Source organism: Stenotrophomonas sp. AN71, from assembly GCF_050435725.1.
Taxonomy (GTDB): Bacteria; Pseudomonadota; Gammaproteobacteria; order Xanthomonadales; family Xanthomonadaceae; genus Stenotrophomonas.
The window spans coordinates 75,742-91,546 of the sequence record NZ_JBNDKU010000010.1; the positions used below are offsets into that span (position 1 = coordinate 75,742).

15 protein-coding genes are annotated in these 15,805 nt (G+C 67.4%); 6 read left to right on the top strand and 9 right to left on the bottom strand.

Annotated features, from left to right (window positions below; genetic code table 11):
- The first annotated feature begins 15 nt into the window (after positions 1-15).
- A complete protein-coding gene (locus ABH900_RS15645; protein WP_429624053.1) occupies positions 16-510 on the top strand; it encodes a hypothetical protein in 495 nt (164 codons plus the stop codon).
- Positions 511-523: 13 nt separating this feature from the next.
- Positions 524-799, top strand: coding sequence for a DUF4031 domain-containing protein (locus ABH900_RS15650; protein ID WP_429624054.1), 276 nt, complete (start codon positions 524-526; stop codon positions 797-799).
- Between the two features lie 122 nt (positions 800-921).
- Here the strand turns inward: ABH900_RS15650 and ABH900_RS15655 are convergent, their stop codons facing one another.
- Positions 922-1,464 (bottom strand): DUF6630 family protein, encoded by a 543-nt coding sequence (locus ABH900_RS15655; protein ID WP_429624056.1) that lies wholly within the window; start codon positions 1,462-1,464, stop codon positions 922-924.
- Positions 1,465-1,553: 89 nt separating this feature from the next.
- Here ABH900_RS15655 and ABH900_RS15660 point away from each other — a divergent pair, with 89 nt between their 5' ends.
- Entirely contained in the window at positions 1,554-1,802 is a 249-nt protein-coding gene (locus tag ABH900_RS15660; RefSeq protein WP_180868872.1) for a DUF3297 family protein, read from the top strand.
- 76 nt (positions 1,803-1,878) lie between these two features.
- On the opposite strand, the gene ABH900_RS15665 is transcribed toward ABH900_RS15660, so the two are convergent.
- From ABH900_RS15665 to ABH900_RS15675, 3 genes are all read right to left on the bottom strand, one after another.
- On the bottom strand, positions 1,879-3,528 hold the full coding sequence (locus tag ABH900_RS15665) for a Na+/H+ antiporter (RefSeq protein WP_429624058.1): 1,650 nt from the start codon (positions 3,526-3,528) through the stop codon (positions 1,879-1,881).
- A 117-nt stretch (positions 3,529-3,645) separates the two neighbouring features.
- Entirely contained in the window at positions 3,646-4,437 is a 792-nt protein-coding gene (locus ABH900_RS15670) for a dioxygenase family protein (RefSeq protein WP_429624060.1), read from the bottom strand.
- Positions 4,438-4,468: 31 nt separating this feature from the next.
- Positions 4,469-4,879 (bottom strand): DoxX family protein, encoded by a 411-nt coding sequence (locus ABH900_RS15675; RefSeq protein WP_429624062.1) that lies wholly within the window; start codon positions 4,877-4,879, stop codon positions 4,469-4,471.
- 96 nt (positions 4,880-4,975) lie between these two features.
- On the opposite strand from ABH900_RS15675, the gene ABH900_RS15680 reads away from it, so the two are divergent.
- Positions 4,976-5,857 (top strand): LysR family transcriptional regulator, encoded by an 882-nt coding sequence (locus ABH900_RS15680; RefSeq protein ID WP_429624063.1) that lies wholly within the window; start codon positions 4,976-4,978, stop codon positions 5,855-5,857.
- Positions 5,858-5,878: 21 nt separating this feature from the next.
- Here ABH900_RS15680 and ABH900_RS15685 read toward each other — a convergent pair whose 3' ends face one another.
- Positions 5,879-8,941: a bifunctional diguanylate cyclase/phosphodiesterase gene (locus tag ABH900_RS15685; protein WP_429624064.1), complete on the bottom strand. Its 3,063-nt coding sequence runs from the start codon at positions 8,939-8,941 to the stop codon at positions 5,879-5,881.
- A gap of 176 nt (positions 8,942-9,117) precedes the next feature.
- On the opposite strand from ABH900_RS15685, the gene ABH900_RS15690 reads away from it, so the two are divergent.
- Positions 9,118-11,229, top strand: coding sequence for a M13 family metallopeptidase (locus tag ABH900_RS15690; RefSeq protein WP_429624065.1), 2,112 nt, complete (start codon positions 9,118-9,120; stop codon positions 11,227-11,229).
- A gap of 134 nt (positions 11,230-11,363) precedes the next feature.
- Here the strand turns inward: ABH900_RS15690 and ABH900_RS15695 are convergent, their stop codons facing one another.
- Positions 11,364-12,293 carry an oxygenase MpaB family protein gene (locus ABH900_RS15695; protein ID WP_429624066.1) on the bottom strand — a complete coding sequence of 310 codons (930 nt, stop codon included), beginning with the start codon at positions 12,291-12,293 and terminating at the stop codon, positions 11,364-11,366.
- Between the two features lie 309 nt (positions 12,294-12,602).
- Here ABH900_RS15695 and ABH900_RS15700 point away from each other — a divergent pair, with 309 nt between their 5' ends.
- Positions 12,603-13,217, top strand: coding sequence for a hypothetical protein (locus ABH900_RS15700; protein WP_429624067.1), 615 nt, complete (start codon positions 12,603-12,605; stop codon positions 13,215-13,217).
- A 38-nt stretch (positions 13,218-13,255) separates the two neighbouring features.
- Here ABH900_RS15700 and ABH900_RS15705 read toward each other — a convergent pair whose 3' ends face one another.
- The 3 genes from ABH900_RS15705 to ABH900_RS15715 are packed head-to-tail and all read right to left on the bottom strand — an operon-like array spanning position 13,256 to position 15,655.
- A complete protein-coding gene (locus ABH900_RS15705) occupies positions 13,256-13,600 on the bottom strand; it encodes a hypothetical protein (protein ID WP_429624068.1) in 345 nt (114 codons plus the stop codon).
- A 35-nt stretch (positions 13,601-13,635) separates the two neighbouring features.
- Positions 13,636-14,406 carry a LytR/AlgR family response regulator transcription factor gene (locus ABH900_RS15710; RefSeq protein ID WP_429624069.1) on the bottom strand — a complete coding sequence of 257 codons (771 nt, stop codon included), beginning with the start codon at positions 14,404-14,406 and terminating at the stop codon, positions 13,636-13,638.
- Positions 14,396-15,655: a sensor histidine kinase gene (locus tag ABH900_RS15715; RefSeq protein WP_429624071.1), complete on the bottom strand. Its 1,260-nt coding sequence runs from the start codon at positions 15,653-15,655 to the stop codon at positions 14,396-14,398. Before ABH900_RS15715 ends, ABH900_RS15710 begins: the two co-directional genes overlap by 11 nt.
- Positions 15,656-15,805: the final 150 nt, after the last annotated feature.

Genomic DNA, 15,805 nt, shown 5'->3' on the forward strand with positions numbered 1-15,805 from the left:
CAGGTGATCCACTCCATGTCCCAGTCCTCCAAGGCCAAGCGCGACAAGCGCAAGAAGCACCAGGCCAAGCGCCCGTTCCTCCGTCTGAACGCCCAGCAGCAGGTGCAGAACCACGCCGTGCTGACCAGCGAAGACGGCCAGGTGGTCGCAGCGATCGGCCTGCAGGGCCGTGAGTGGCTGCTGGCCATCGGTGGCCAGACCATGGGCAACGCCGAGAACCCGGTGCCGATGCTGGCCATGCTCAAGCACCTGGCCAACGTGCAGGAGAAGGAAGGCCGCACGGTCAACCTGGAATACTCCGAGCTGCTGCAGAAGCTGCTGGACACCCTGGCGGCCGACTCCGGCCAGACCGCCGACGAATACCTGGACAAGCTGGTCGCCGAGTTCGAAGGCGTCGACGCTGAAGAAGGCGAAGAAGGTGAAGCCGCCGAGGGCGACGTGGCCGAAGAAGCCGCTACCGACGCCGAGGCCGCCCCGGCCGCCGACAGCGACAGCAAGCCGCAGGCCTGAACCGGCCGCGGCGGTGACGGTCTACGTCGATGACGCGGTGCATCCCTGGCGCGGACAGCGCTGGGCGCACCTGATGGCCGACACCCTGGCCGAGCTGCACGCGATGGCGGCGCAGCTCGGCATTCCGCTGCGGGCCTTCCAGAACAAGGCCAGCGGTGCCCACTACGATGTCACCGCCGAGCTGCGTGCGCAGGCAATCGTGCTGGGCGCGCGGGCGATTTCCCGGCATGCCGACCGCGCCCTTGTCAAAGCAGTGATCGCCAACGCCCGCGCGCAATACCGGCCGTAGGCAGGCGTTGGGGGCTACCGCTTGCTGTGGTGGGTGCGGACCTTGGTCCGCACATCGGCACAGGGCATGCCAACCAAGGTTGGCATCCACCCATAGGCGGGCTCCGCACCCACCTGCCCCGCTCAGAACGGGTCGCTGCCCAGCCGGATTTCCACGTTCAGCAGCGAACACAGCGCCAGCATCGCGTCATCGTCGCGGGTCAGCGCCATCACGCCGGTGAAACCGTCGCTGCCCGCGTCCACGCTCCACAGCGTGTAGTTGTGCTCGCGCAGGCGGTCGAAGGCAGTGGACATCAGCTGCACGCCATCCAGGTCGGCGGCGAAATCCTCATCATCCAGGTCGCCGCCCCAGTCCAGCTGCAGGTTGAAGCGTGCCGACAGCTCGTTCACGGCCGACTGCAGCGATTCCAGGTCATCGCGTTCCACCTCGAAACCGGACTGCCAGGCAATCGCAGTGAACAGGGCCGGCAGCCAGTCGCTGTCCGCTTCCAGCGGCTGCCCGTCCTCGCCCAGGTGCTCGCGCCAGCGGTTGAACTGCTGCAGGGCCAGCTCGTCGTCGCCCGGATTGATCAGCACCAGCAGGTTCCAGACCCGCGCTTCGAAATCGTCCTCGTCGAAATCGTGGGCGTCTTCCTCGAAGTCGAAATAGTCGCTGTTATCGGGCATGGCGGGCACTCCTTGGGGCAGGCCGGCATTCTACGGTTTATCCTGTGCCGCTGAAGCCGGCCTTGGTGGCCGTCACTGTGAATGAAGCGATGAGCGATACCCCTCCCGACCACCTGGCGATCAATCCGGCCAGCCCCTTCCATGATGCGCAGGCGCTGGAGCGCGGCGTCGGCGTGCGTTTCAACGACGTCGAGCGCGACAACGTCGAGGAATACTCGGTCAGCGAAGGCTGGATCCGGGTGCAGGCCGGCAAGGCCCGCGACCGCCGCGGCAACCCGATGACCATCAAGGTCAAGGGCAAGGTCGAGGCGTATTTCCTGGAAGCGAAGCCGGAATAAGGGCTAAAAGGTGTGCGGACCAAGGTCCGCACCCACCCGGCGGATCCTGGGGTCGGCATACCGGTCGGCATACCGGTCATTCGCGCTTGCGCGATTCCAGCAGGTCGAGGTTGCGGATCAGGCGCCGCGAGATCTCATCGGAGATCACCCCGCGCCGGGTCAGCCGGAACAGCTCCTCGCGCTCGGAATCCAGGCCGGCGCTGCGCAGCTGGCGATAGCCCAGCTCCATGCGCCGCACTTTCTCCGGGTCCACGTCGGGCCCGTCGTTGTCCTTCTCCAGATGGCGCTGGTAGAGCAGGCTCACCCGTGAGGCGGCGTCGTTGTACAGCTGCACGTTCTCGGTGTTCTGGTTCATCACCAGCTGCTGGCGCATGCGCTCGACCCCGGCCAGCGCAGCCTTCGAGGACAGCCGGCGGGCCAGGTCCTCTTCCTTGCGCTCACCCGAATCGGCCGGCAGCTGCAGGCCCTTCAGCAGCTGCGGCAGCGCCACGCTGGCGCCGATCAGCGAGAACAGGATCACCGCCGCGGCCAGGAAGATCACCAGGTCACGGGCCGGGAACGCACTGCCATCAGGCAGGAACAGCGGCAGGGTCAACACACCGGCCAGGGTGATCGCACCGCGCACGCCGGCCACCGACGTGGCCACCACGATGCGCCAGTTCGGTGCCTCGCCCCGCTCCAGGCCGCGGCGCCGCGCGCGCAACAGGTTCCAGCGCAGCGACAGCCACACCCACAGCAGGCGCAGCGTGATCAGCGCCAGGTTGATCACCACCACGTACACCAGCAGCCACCACGCACTCTGGTGGCCGGATTCGTTCATGGTGGTAGTGGCGCGTTCGACGATCCCCGGCAGCTGCTCACCCAGCAACACGAACATGATGCCGTTGAAGCTGAACTGCAGCATGTTCCAGACCCCGGCGCGCTGCACGCGCATGCTGCCGGAGACACGGCCGGTGAGTTCGACATAGCTCATCGCGATACCGGCGGCGACCGCGGCCAGGATGCCCGAGGCATGGATTTCTTCGGCCAGCAGATACGCCGCGAACGGGATGAGCAGGTTGACCAGCATTGCCGCGCCCGGCTCCTCGCCGAAACGGCGCCACAGCCAGCGCTGGAAGGTGGACACACCCAGAGTGACCGCCACGCCCACGACCAGGCCGGCCACCGCCACCCACAGGAAAGTCAGCGAAGCGGTGGCCAGCGAGAAGCTGCCGGTCATCACCGCAGCTACCGCGAAGCGGAAGCAGACCAGACCGGACGCATCATTGAGCAGTGACTCACCTTCCAGGATGTGCATCAGGCGCTTGGGAATCGGCGCCTTGGAAGCGATCGCACCGACCGCCACCGGATCGGTCGGCGAGACGATCGCCGCCAGCGCGAAACACACCGCCAGCGGCATCACCGGAATCAGCCAGTGGATCAGCAGACCGGCACCGATGACGGTGAACACCACCAGACCGAACGCCAGTTCGAGGATGGCGCCCTTGTCGCGGAAAAGACCCTGTTTGGGGATGCGCCAGCCATCGAGGAACAGCAGCGGCGGCAGGAACAGCAGGAAGAACACTTCCGGCTCCAGCGCGTGGCCACGGTTGAACACCCCGGCGATCACCGCCCCCAGGCCGATCTGCACCAGGGGCAGCGGCAACGAGAACGGCAGGACGCGAACCAGGTAGCCGCTGGCGACAACGGCCACCAGCATCGCCAGGACGACTTCAATGGTATGCATGCTTCTTCCAGGAAGCGGCGCGCGGGGAGGCTCGAGGGCCAGCGCCGGAAACCCGGAAAAAACTACCACATGCGGCTGCAGGCGCGACGACGGTGATCGCCGCGCGTCAGCCCCGGCTCATGCCGTTCCGTCGAAGCGGTACAGGTCCATGGCCAGGAAACCGGCATCGATACCGGCATCGATGCGACGCGCACCGAAGCCGCCCTCACCCGCCGCCCCCATCGCGAAGAACAGCGGCAGCAGGTGTTCATCGGTCGGATGTGTGCGCTCGGCGAACGGCGCCTGCCGGCGATAGTCGAACAGCGCCTGGCGATCGTCGGCGGCCAGGTGCTGCTCCACCCACTCGATGAAGGGGCGCACGTACGGCGCTTCCTTGCCGTCCTGGTAGTCCCCCCAGTCGTGCAGGTTGTGGGTGATGCTGCCCGAGCCGACCAGCAGCACGCCCTGTTCGCGCAGCGGCGCCAGCGCGCGGCCCAGCGCGAACTGGTGTTCCGGGCCAAGCAGCGGCTGGATCGACACCGGCACCACCGGAATGTCGGCCTGCGGGCGCAGCAACCGCAGCGGCACCCACGCGCCATGATCGAGGCCACGCTGCGGGTCGATGGCCACCGGCAGGCCCGCGGCGGCGATGCGGCCGGCCACCTCTTCGGCTAGCGCCGGGTCGCCCGGCGCCGGATACTGCAGTTCGAACAGTGCGCGCGGGAAGCCACCGAAGTCGTGGATGGTCGGCGGCTGTGGGTGCGCGCCGACCAGCGGCTGCCGGCCCAGCCAGTGCGCCGAGGCCATCACGATGGCACGCGGCGTCGGCAGATCCTGCGCCAGCTCGGCCAGCCGCACGCCGACCTGGCCCGGATGCAGGGCAGTCATCGGTGAGCCATGCGAGATGTACAACGAAGGCAGACGGGACATGGAATTCTCCAGTTGCAGGATCAGGGGGCGATCAGCGCGAACGCAGGGCCCACTTGCCATCACCGACCAGGAACAGCACCACCAGCGCCAATGCCCAGAATGCCGGGTACTCCCAGCCGCCGCCGGCGTTGGCAAAGCCGAACCCGTTGGCGCCGTGCACGGTGACGATGGTGCCCAGCAGCAGTGGCACGCCGATCAGGCCCACCCAACGCGCGTAGATGCCCAGCAGCAATGCAGCGGTGATGGCCAGCTCGACGGCGATGGTGAGGTAGCCCAACGCACCGGGAAGGCCGATCGATTCGAAGAAGGCAGCGGTACCGGCGGGGGTGAACACCAGCAGCTTGGTCAGCGCGTGGACCAGGAATAGCACGCCCAGGGCCAGGCGCAGCAGGGTGGCGCCATACGGGGCCAATGAAGAAACAGGAGCGGTCGTGGTGTGCATGGGGAAACACCTTGAAGGGAGTGGGCACAGGTTATTGCGCCTTCACAGGCCGATAAATACGATCGATTGACCGTATTTATTTCAAAAGGCGCAACAATGGACACCCTTGAGGCGATGCGCGTATTCGTGGCGGTGGTCGAGCGCAACGGCTTCAGTGCCGCCGCGCAGGCGCTGGACCTGTCCACTGCCGGGGTCACCCGCCAGGTCGCCGCGCTGGAAAAGCGCCTGTCCACCCGCCTGCTCCACCGCACCACGCGCCGGGTCAGCCCGACCAGCACCGGCGCGGCCTACTACGCCCAGTGCGTGCGCCTGCTGGCCGAGTTCGACGCGCTGGAAGCCAGCATCGGCGCGCAGGCGCTGGAGCCCTCCGGCACGCTGCGCATCAACGCGCCGGTCAGCTGGGGCATCGCCCGCCTCGGCCCGTTGATGGCCAGCTACCGCCAGCGCTTCCCGCAGGTGGAACTGGATCTGGCGCTGTCCGATCGCCTGGTGGACATGGTCGAGGAAGGCTACGACGTGGCCATCCGCATCACCCGCGAGCCCAGCCCGACGCTGATCGCGCGCCGCCTGGGCGAATCACGGGTGAGCCTGTGCGCCGCGCCGTCCTACCTGGCCGCGCGTGGCACGCCGCAGACGCCGCAGGAGCTGCAGGCACACGCGTGCCTGAGCTACAGCTACTGGGCCGCCGGTGACCACTGGCCGCTGCAGGGGCCCGGTGGCGAAGTGAAGGTGGCGGTGAGCAGCCTGCTGCACGCCAACAACGGCGACGTCCTGCGCGAAGCGGCGATTGCCGGCATGGGGGTGATCCTGCAGCCGGATTTCCTGCTGCACGACGCACTGGCTGATGGCCGCCTGGTGCGCATCCTGCCCGAGTGGGAGGCGGCACCGATCGGCATCTTCGCGGTCTACACCAGCCGCAGCCACCTGGCGCCGAAGGTGCGCAGTTTCATCGACCATCTGGTGGAAACCGGGGTGTAAGGGCGCGGCCGGCGCTACCGCTCAGGCAGGGACTTCATCCAGCGCGTCGATGATCTTCTCCAGCGGTGCCGGCCGCCCCAGCAGATACCCCTGCACCTGGTCGCAGCCGTGCGCGGCCAGCCATTCCAGCTGCCCCGGCGTTTCCACGCCCTCGGCGATGATGGTCAGGCCCATGCTGTGGCCCAGCGACAGCAAGGCACGACAGATCGAAGCATTGCGCGGATTGGTCTCCACGTCCGCCACGAAGCTGCGATCGATCTTCAGGATGTCCAGCGGCAGGTGCTGCAGGTAGGACATGCTGGAATAGCCGGTGCCGAAATCATCCAGCGAGACACTGATGCCCTGCTCATGCAGGCGCTGCATGGTCTGCATCGCCTGCGCCGGCTTGCGCATCAGACTGCTCTCGGTCAGCTCCACGTGCAGCGCGCCGCGAGCCAGGCCGAACTCCTGCTGGGCGCGGGTAAACTCGGCTACCAGGTCGCTGTTGAAGAACTGCACGGCCGAGACATTCACCGCGATCGGCAACTCGCCCCACCCTGCTTCGACCAGTCGCCGCTGCGCCTTGGCGGCCGCACGGATCACCCAGCGGCCCAGCGCCAGGATCAATCCGGTTTCCTCGCACAGCTGGATGAACTCATTGGGGGGAATGAAGCTGCCATCGGCCTGCGGCCAGCGCAGCAGCGCCTCCAGCGCCGCCGGGCTGCCATCGCTGGCATGTCGGATCGGCTGGAAGTAAAGCTGGAACTCGTTGTCGATGGCCGCGTGGATGCGCCCGGCCAGGCGCAGGCGGTCGGCCAGCCGCGTGGTCACCGCTGCATCAAACCAGACCACCACGTTGCCCTCGGCGCGCGCCGCGTGCGCGGCCTGGGCCGCCATGCCGATCACCTGCTCGGCACGGTGGCCATCGCCGGGCACGTGCACGGCCACACCCACGCGCGGCTCGAACTGGTGCAGCGAATCCTTGCCGCGCATCGGCGCCGACACGATCTGCAGCAGGTCATCCAGCACGCGCTGGGTGTCATGCTCGGCACCGATGGCGAACACGAAGTCCTCCGCTGGCTGGAACGCCAGCGTGCCGCAGCGCGCGCCCAGGCCGCCGAGCCGGGTTGCCATCGACTGCAGGACGGCATCGCCGATCTCGCGGCCCAGCGTATCGGCGACCAGCTGCAGGCCGCGCAGCTGCACGAACGCGATGGTGTAGCCCGCCGTCTGCTCGTCCAGCTGCTGGGTCAGCGCGCGTACGTTGAGCAGGCCGGTGGCGGGGTTATGCCGCGCCTGATAGGCCAGGTCACGCTCGTAGGCCAGTCGCTCGCTGACATCCTCGGCCAGCACCAGACACGCCGGCTGGCCGTCAAAATCCAACTTGGACAGGTGCGCGCGCACTTCGAACACGCTGCCGTCCTTGCGCCGGTGCAGGCGCACCGCTGCGTCCTGCAGCTCGCCGACGCGGGCCTTGGCAATGGCCCCCTTGACCTCCTCCCAGCCTTCGCGCGGGCGGATGTCGAGGATGCTCATCGCCAGGAACTCCTCACGGCTGTAGCCGTACTGGCGCACCGCAGCGTCGTTGACCTCGATGAAGCGCAGCGTGTCCGGGTCGAACACCCAGAACGGTGCCGGGTTGCGATCGAACAGCAGGCGGAAGCGACGTTCCACTTCGCTCATCTGTTCGCGTGCCTGATAACGCTCGCTCAGATCGGTCAATGCACCGATCATGCGTCGCTCGCTGTCGGCCACCTCCACCCGCTGCCCGCGCGCACCCACCCAACGCACCTCGCCTCCGGGCAGCACGAGGCGGAACACCTGGTCGAGCACCGCGCCGCCGGCAAAAGCCTGGTCGAAGGCCTGCTGCAGGCGTGCGGTGTCTTCGCGGTGCACCCGCGCGAAGAAGTCGGCCACCGGCAATGCATCGGTCTGCACCCCGAAAATCTCACGCGCCAGCGGCGACCAGCGCAACAGCGCCGCGTCCTCATCCACGTACCAGGTGCACACGCGGCCCACCTGGTGGGCCAGGCGCAGCTCGGCGTGGCCCGCCTTCAGCTCTTCGGCCATCGACTGCTGGCGACGGGTAGTGCGGCGCACGGCATACAGCAGTACCAGCAGCACCACCACGTAAGCCAGCACGATCGCCACCGATGCCTGCAGATAGGGCCACCACGGCGCCAGCACGTCCTCATCAGCCAGACCCACCTGGACCGCCAGCGGACTGCGGTCGAGCGTACTGATGGTGGTGATGCGCGGCACGCCATCGACCACACCGGGCAGGCTGCCCAGCTCGACCACGACCTGTTTGCCGAGCAGGTCGCGCCGTGGCAGGTCATAGCGGCGCCCGACCGTGCCGTGTGGATCAGGCACGCGGGCCAGCATGTAGCCCTCGGCATCGCTGATCGAGACCAGCCCATGCGGGCCGACATCAAGGCCGCCGGCAATCCGCTGCAGTTCGGCGCAGCGCAGGCGCGCCAGCAGCCAGCGATCGCCGGCCATCGGCAGCGCCAGCGGCACCACCCAGCCGCCATCGCTGACCCGCAACGGCGGCCCGATGTACAGCGCGCTGCCCTGGCCGCGGCGCAGCGGGTCGGTCCACAACGGCAGCTGCAGGTCGCCCTTGCCGGCGGTCAGTGCACGGCCGTAGCTGTCCAGCACCACGATGCTGTGCAGTTCGGCATGGCGGCGCAGCACACCGGCAATGGAGGCATCGAGCAGGACCGGTGCCTGCGCAGGCACGCTGCGGAACACTTCGGCGGCATCGGCGGCAATGCCGGACATCGCCCGTTCCAGGTTGCGCAGCTCCATCGCCAGCAACCGCTCGCTGCCCACCGCCAGCGCGCGGCTCTGCCGTTGCGCCGCTTCCAGCCGGCGATGGTGGTCGTTGACCAGCATGGTGACCAGACCCGTCACCAGCAGCACGCCCAGCAGCACGCCGCCCCAGGTGATGGCGCGCAGTGGCCGGCCCAACGCCCGTTTCAGCGCGGGCATCGGTTGATCTTCCTTGTGCAGTCGGCTGGCTTCATGCGCGAACGAATCCTCCACGTCCCCGACCTCAACGGCCGGCGGACGCCATTCTTGACGCCTGACCCGGTCCTGCATGGCCACCTCCCCGTGTCCGCGCAGGGCTCCAGGGGCCAGCATGCACCACGTCGGTGACGGCGTGAAGATCGCGTCTGCGCGTTCAGCCAGATCCTGCACAGGGCGGGCCCCGCACGGGGGCGGCCAGCCGCGCCATAGCGGATTAGACTTGGGGTTTTCCGCTGCAAGAGAAGTCCATGTCCAAGCTGCGCCGTCCCACCCTGGCGCTGGCCATCGTTGCCAGCCTGTCCCTGGCCGCCTGTGACCGGCCGGCCGATCCGGCCGCCACGGCCACCGCAGCGGCCGATGCCGCCCCCGCTGCGGCCAAGCCGATGCTGGGCAGCTTCGGCTTCGATGCCAGCGGCATGGACCGCAGCATCGCCGCCGGCGACGACTTCTTCGGCTTCGCCAACGGCACCTGGGTGAAGAACACCGAGATCCCCGCCGACCGCTCGCGCTTCGGCAGCTTCAATGTCATCGCCGAGAAGACCCTGGCCGACACCCGCGCCATCCTTGAAGGTGCCTCTGGCAACACCCAGGCCAGCGGTGATGACAAGCTGATCGGCGACTACTACGCCGCCTACATGGACGAGGCCGCCATCGAGCAGCACGGCGTCGCGCCGGTGCAGCCGCAACTGAAGGCGATCGATGCGATCGCCGACAAGGCCGCCCTGGCCCGCACCCTCGGCGGCGAAGTGCGCGCCGACGTCGATCTGCTCAACGCCACCAACTTCTACACCGACCGCCTGTTCGGCCTGTGGGTGTCGGTGGACATGCTGCAGCCGGACCGCACCGCGCCGTACCTCGTGCAGGGTGGCCTGGGCATGCCCGACCGCGACTTCTACCTGGGTGATGGCCGCATGGCCGAGCTGCGCAAGCAGTACCAGGCCTACATCGCGCAGATGCTGCAGCTGGCCGGTGTCGCCGATCCGGCCGGCAAGGCACAGCGCATCCTCGCGCTGGAAACGAAGATCGCGCAGGCGCACGCCAGCCAGGAAGAAACCAACGATGTGAGCAAGGGCGCCAACCCGTGGACCCAGGCCGACTTCAATGCCAAGGCTCCGGGCATGGATTGGAACGCCTTCCTGGATGCGGCTGCGTTGGGCGACCAGCAGGACTTCATCGTGTGGCAGCCCAAGGCCGTGGCCGGCCTGTCCAAGCTGGTCGCCACCGAGCCGCTGGAGGTATGGAAGGACTACCTGGCCTTCCACGCTCTGGATCGTGCTGCCGCCTACCTGCCGAAGAAGTTCGCCGATGCCCGTTTCGCCTTCCACGGCACCGCGTTGAGCGGCACGCCGCAGCAGAGCGACCGCTGGAAGCGCGCGGTGGACGATGCCAATCATGCCGTCGGCGAAGCCATCGGCAAGCGCTACGTCGAGAAGCACTTCGACGCCAAGACCAAGGAACGCGCGGACGAGATGGCGAAGAACATCATCGCCGCCTTCGCCAAGCGCATCGATGCACTGTCGTGGATGTCACCGCAGACCAAGGCGCACGCCAAGGCCAAGGTGGCCGGCCTGACCGTGGGCATGGGCTATCCGGAGAAGTGGCGCGACTACACCGGCCTGGAGATCCGCCGCGATGATGCGCTGGGCAATGCGCAGCGCGCCGAGCTGTTCGAGTACCAGCGCAACATCGCCAAGCTGGGCAAGCCGGTCGATCACAGCGAGTGGGCGATGCTGCCGCAGACCATCAATGCGATGAACGTGCCGCTGGAGAACCGCCTGGTGTTCCCGGCCGCGATCCTGCAGCCGCCGTTCTTCGACGGTGCCGCCGATGACGCAGTGAACTACGGTGCGATCGGCGCGGTGATCGGCCACGAGATCAGCCATGGCTTCGACAACGCTGGCGCGCTGTTCGATGAAACCGGCAAGCTGCACAACTGGTGGACCGCCGAAGACCTGAAGCAGTTCAACGCCGCAGGTGACGCGCTGGCCGCGCAGTTCAGCAGCTACGAACCGTTCCCGGGCGTGCATGTGAACGGGAAGCTGACCCTGGGCGAGAACATCGCCGACGTGGCCGGCCTTGGCACCGCCTACGATGCCTACCAGCTTTCGCTGCAGGGCAAGCCGGGCCAGACCCTGGAAGGCTTCAGCCCGGACCAGCGCTTCTTCCTCGGCTTTGCCCAGGCCTGGCGCAGCAAGAGCCGCGAGCAGGCGCTGCGCAACTCGCTGCTGACCGACGTGCACGCACCGGGCCAGTTCCGTGCACTGACCGTGCGCAACATCGACGCCTGGTACCCGGCATTCGAAGTAAAGGAAGGCCAGAAGCTGTACCTGGCCCCGGACAAGCGGGTCAAGGTGTGGTGATGTAACCGGAACGGGCGCCGCAAGGCGCCCGTTTCATGTTCCGGTAGCTGCCAACCGTGGTTGGCACTTCTGTGGAATCCACGCCATGCGTGGGTGAGGCCCTGCGCGAAAGGCGTGCCAACCAACGTTGGCATCTACCAACGCGCGGCCGGCCACTCGCGAAGGATTTCCACCGGCACATCCATGCGCGCGCAGGCGCGGCTGGCCAGGCCATCGGGCAGCGCGCGGCGGAACAACGGCGCCATGCCCTGCATCAGCTTCGCCGCCGCCGCCGCCTGCGCGCGCTGGCGGCCAGTGCGCTCGAGCATGCCTTCGGCCCAGTCCGGCAGCAGCGCCGCTCCGGCGCCCAGAAACACCTCGCGCGACAACCCGGGCACCGGTACCGGCAGGCGCACGCCGGACAGTACCTCCAGCACCTCGCGCGAGCGCTCATCCACATACAGCTCCGGCTGCCGTGCACAGAAGTAAGCGGCCACTTCTGCTTCGCTGCGCGGCACGTCCAACGCGCCCAGTGCTTCGGCCACGCAGCGGTACTCATCGTAGTAGCGATCGGCGATGTGTCCGGGCACCTCGCGCCCGTAGCGGCGGAAGCCCTGCAGGAACCCGAACGCTTCGGTCACATGCACCCAGGTCAGCAATTGCGGATCGTCGGCGGCGTAGGCCTCGCCCTGCGCAGTCTGGCCGCGGATCTGCGCGTGGATGCGGCGCACCTTGGCCACCAATGCATCCACCTCGGCTGAGGGGGCATAGCTGGTACCGGCGACGAACGCGGTGGTACGGCGCAGGCGGCCGATCAGGTCCTGGCGGAAATTGGAGTGGTCGTAGACACCGGCCAACGCCCGCGGGTGCAGGGTCTGCAGCATCAGCGCACACAGCCCTCCCGCCAGCATCGAGGGCAATTCGGCGTGCAGGCGCCAGGTCACACTGTCCGGGCCGAACCACCCCGGATCACCCGGGGGATGGTCGTAATCGATGCCACTCTGGCCTCGGGGAAAGGCCTCCAGCACCCAGCGCCGGATTGGCGCGGTGACGGGGCGGGACAAACGCTGCAGCAGAGCCGGCATCACAGATCCAGAAGAGGCGGAAGAACGGCCGCAGGCTGCGCGGTCGGTCCTGATTCTGGGTGATCACGACGCCGACGGCGAGCCTCGGTGCTCAGCCACGGTTTCATGTGCAGCCGCAGCACGTTTCACCCTGCGACATCTTGTCGCAGGCCGCCACCACGATGTTGCGCCGCAGCAACATTCACCCATTCAGACAAAACCCTTACGGCACTTGGCATAACGCCCATTGCACGGCTCGCTGGAAGTGCTAGAACTGAACCCGCCACACCGTCCAACGCTGATCGACGCACGTTCCACAAGGAGCCAGCCATGATTGCTTTGTTCAAGGGTTTGGGACTACTGCTTCGCGACAACGAGCTCTACAACAGCCCGTTCGATAAACAGGTCGCGCACTGGCGCAACCTCAGCGAGCAGCAGATCCGCGATGAAGTGGCTGTGCTGGCCCAGGCCAAGTGCCAGTGGCTGATTGCTTCGATCGTTGGCTGGCAGGCGGCCTCGTTGCTGATCCTCGGGCTTATCACCAACTACCTGTGGCGCGACGACTACCACATCACCTTCACCCGTGTGGTCGTGGTGTTCGGCTCGTGGATCTCGATCCTGTTCGTGATCTGGTTCATGGCCAACATGTTCGACCGCACTGCGGGTTTCGAGCGCTGGATGAAGGCGTTCAACAGCCGTGCACGTATCAGCTCCAAGGCGGACAGCGTCGAGCACGTCGCCGAGGCGCTGGACCTGGCCGAGCACTACCCGGAAGTGCTGGACTACAAGCAGGCGGTCACCGCCAAGCGCGAACTGCGCCATGAGGACATCCGCATCATGACCGAGATCGGCCGCATGAAGCAGCACTCCGAACTGGTCGGCCGGCTGAACCATGTGGGCGAGACCGAACACCATCACGAACTGACGCTGCAACCTGCCTACTGACCCTCAGGAAAACGGGGGGGTCCACAATGCCACCGTGATCACTCACGGTGGCATTGTTCTATCGGGTCCTGGCTGACGCATTGGCGGAAGCCGTTGGGCAGACCACGCATGGCCTCGGTCCTGCCTGCTGCAACCGCGAACCGGCGCAGCGGCGGTGTAGCGCACGCGGCTTCGGGGCTGCAGGATGGATCAAGCACCAGGTAGCGGCAGGCGCCACTACTGCTGGCAATGCACTGGAAGCGCGCCTCGCCATCGACGACGGTACCCTTGCTGTACAGCGTATCCACGCCGTTGGCCTGGGTGCGGGTGATCGAGGTGTTGCGGGATTTTTCGCAGCCGGCCAGCGCCAGCACGACGACGCACGCAATCAGCAGACGGGGCATGTTCATTCCTCGGTGCAAGGGGGATGTAGCTGCGGCTACATGCCGCGGAACAGGCTCATGAATGGCTGGCTGACAACCAGCGTCTCCGTACGTCCACGCAGGCGCAGCACGCCGCGCCCGGTATCGTCACGGCTCACCGCCGCCACCGCCTTCATGTTGACGATGGTCGAACGGTGGATCTGGCGGAAGTGCTGCGGATCAAGCACTTCCAGCAGCTCGCGCAGCGGCGTGCGCAGCAGGCTCTCACCCGCAGCGGTGACCACGGTGGTGTACTTGTTGTCGGCGCGGAAGTAGGCCACATCTTCGAGCATGATCAGCTGCGTCTCGCGGCCGTTGCTGGCGGTGATCCAGGCCAGCGGCGGACGTTCCGCGTTCCCCTGCGTGGGTCCCAGACGCTGCAGCAGGCGTTCAAGCACCGCATCGTCCTGTCGCGCCGATGGCAGCCGCGACAGGATGCGCTCGCGGGTCGCCAGCAGGCGTTCGTCGCTGACCGGTTTCAGCAGGTAATCCATCGCCCCCTGCTCGAAGGCGTCAATGGCGTACTGGTCGTAGGCAGTAACGAACACCACCTGGGTGCGTGGACTCAGCTCGGACAGCGCACGCGCCACCTCGATGCCGCTGATGCCAGGCATGCGGATATCGAGAAAGGCGATGTCCGGCTGCGTCTCGGACAGCTGCTCCAGTGCGCTGGCGCCATCCTCGCATTCGGCCACCAGCTTCAGATCCGGCCACAGCCGGCCCAGCTGTTCCACCAGCGACTGCCGCAGCAGTTCCTCGTCTTCGGCAATCAGGGCTTCAAGCGGCATGGCTGCGCTCCTTGTGCGGCTGCGGCAGGGTCATGGTCGCGGCCACGCCACTGGGGAAGTTGGCCACGATCGCCACACCGGACTGCTCACCGCAGGTCAGGCGCAGGCGCTCGCGCAGGTTCTTCAAGCCGATGCCGGTGCCGCTGGTGCCCTGGCCGAAGCCCAGGCCGTCGTCGGCCACGGTCACGGTCACGTGGTCGTCGAAGCCGCGTGCCAGGATCCAGATCGTGCCACCGCCGGGCTTGGGTTCCAGGCCGTGCTTGATCGCGTTCTCCACCAGCGTCTGCAACGCCATCGCCGGCAGGTGCACGCCAAGCAGTTCGTTCGGTACCTGCACCTCCACCGCCAACCGCGCGCCCATGCGGATGCGCAGGATCTCCAGGTAGGCGCGGGTGCGCTCCAGCTCCACGCCCAGCGTGGACACCGATTCATCCACCTGCGGCAGCGAGCTGCGCAGGTACTGGATCAGATGACCGAGCATCTGCTCGGCGCGCGCCGGGTCGGTACGGGTCAGCACCTGCGCATTGGCCAGTGTGTTGTAGAGGAAATGCGGTTCCACCTGCGCGTGCAGCAGGCTCAGGCGTGCCACCGACAGTTCCTTCTCCACCTGGGTCTGTTCGGCCGCGGCCTGCTCGTCGCGGCGCTGATCGGCAACGTGGCGGCTGATGGCACGGGTGACCGCCTCGGCATTCTCGTAGTTGCTGCCCTCATCCAGCGCCAGCAGATCGGCCCACCAGCCGGCATCGGGTTCGAACAGCAGGGTGACGGTGCTGGTGCCCTGCCCCGGCGTGACCGTGGCCAGCACGCTGTTGCGCTTGATCGCCAGCCGTGCCGGCAGGTTCCAGCGCGATGGCTGCCGGCCGTTCCAGGGATCGACACGGCGCACGTAGGCGCGCACCTGCAGGCTGCCGGCCGAGCTCTCCACGTCTTCCACGCGCGGCAGCTCGGCGATGGCGGCTTCAACAACGGCGAAGGCCTGGCCGGCATCCATCGGCAGTTCCACCTGGCGGCGCTGGCGCCCGGACAGCGTGGTCGCATCCAGCCGGCCGGCGACCAGCCAGACCCGGCGCATGTGGGTGATCGCGCTGCCCAGCGCGGAAATCATCAGGAACATCGCCAGCAGGCCGAAGATCCAGCCCGGGCCGTCGTTCATGCCGCTGAAGATGCCGCTCCAGACCATGCCAGCGACGACCAGCGCCGCGGCCCAGGCCAGCAGGTGACGGAACAGGAGGGAGAGGCTGGCGAACACGGCGGCGCCTGGGAGGAAGGGGGTGAGCCGAGCATAGAGCGGCCCGCCGGGCAAACAAGCGGGCTGCGACGAAGGGTCGGAAAGCGGCGATGGAAGCCCGTGGGGAAACGCCGGGCATGGCCCGGCGCTACCAGGGGTGGCGGGGCGGAG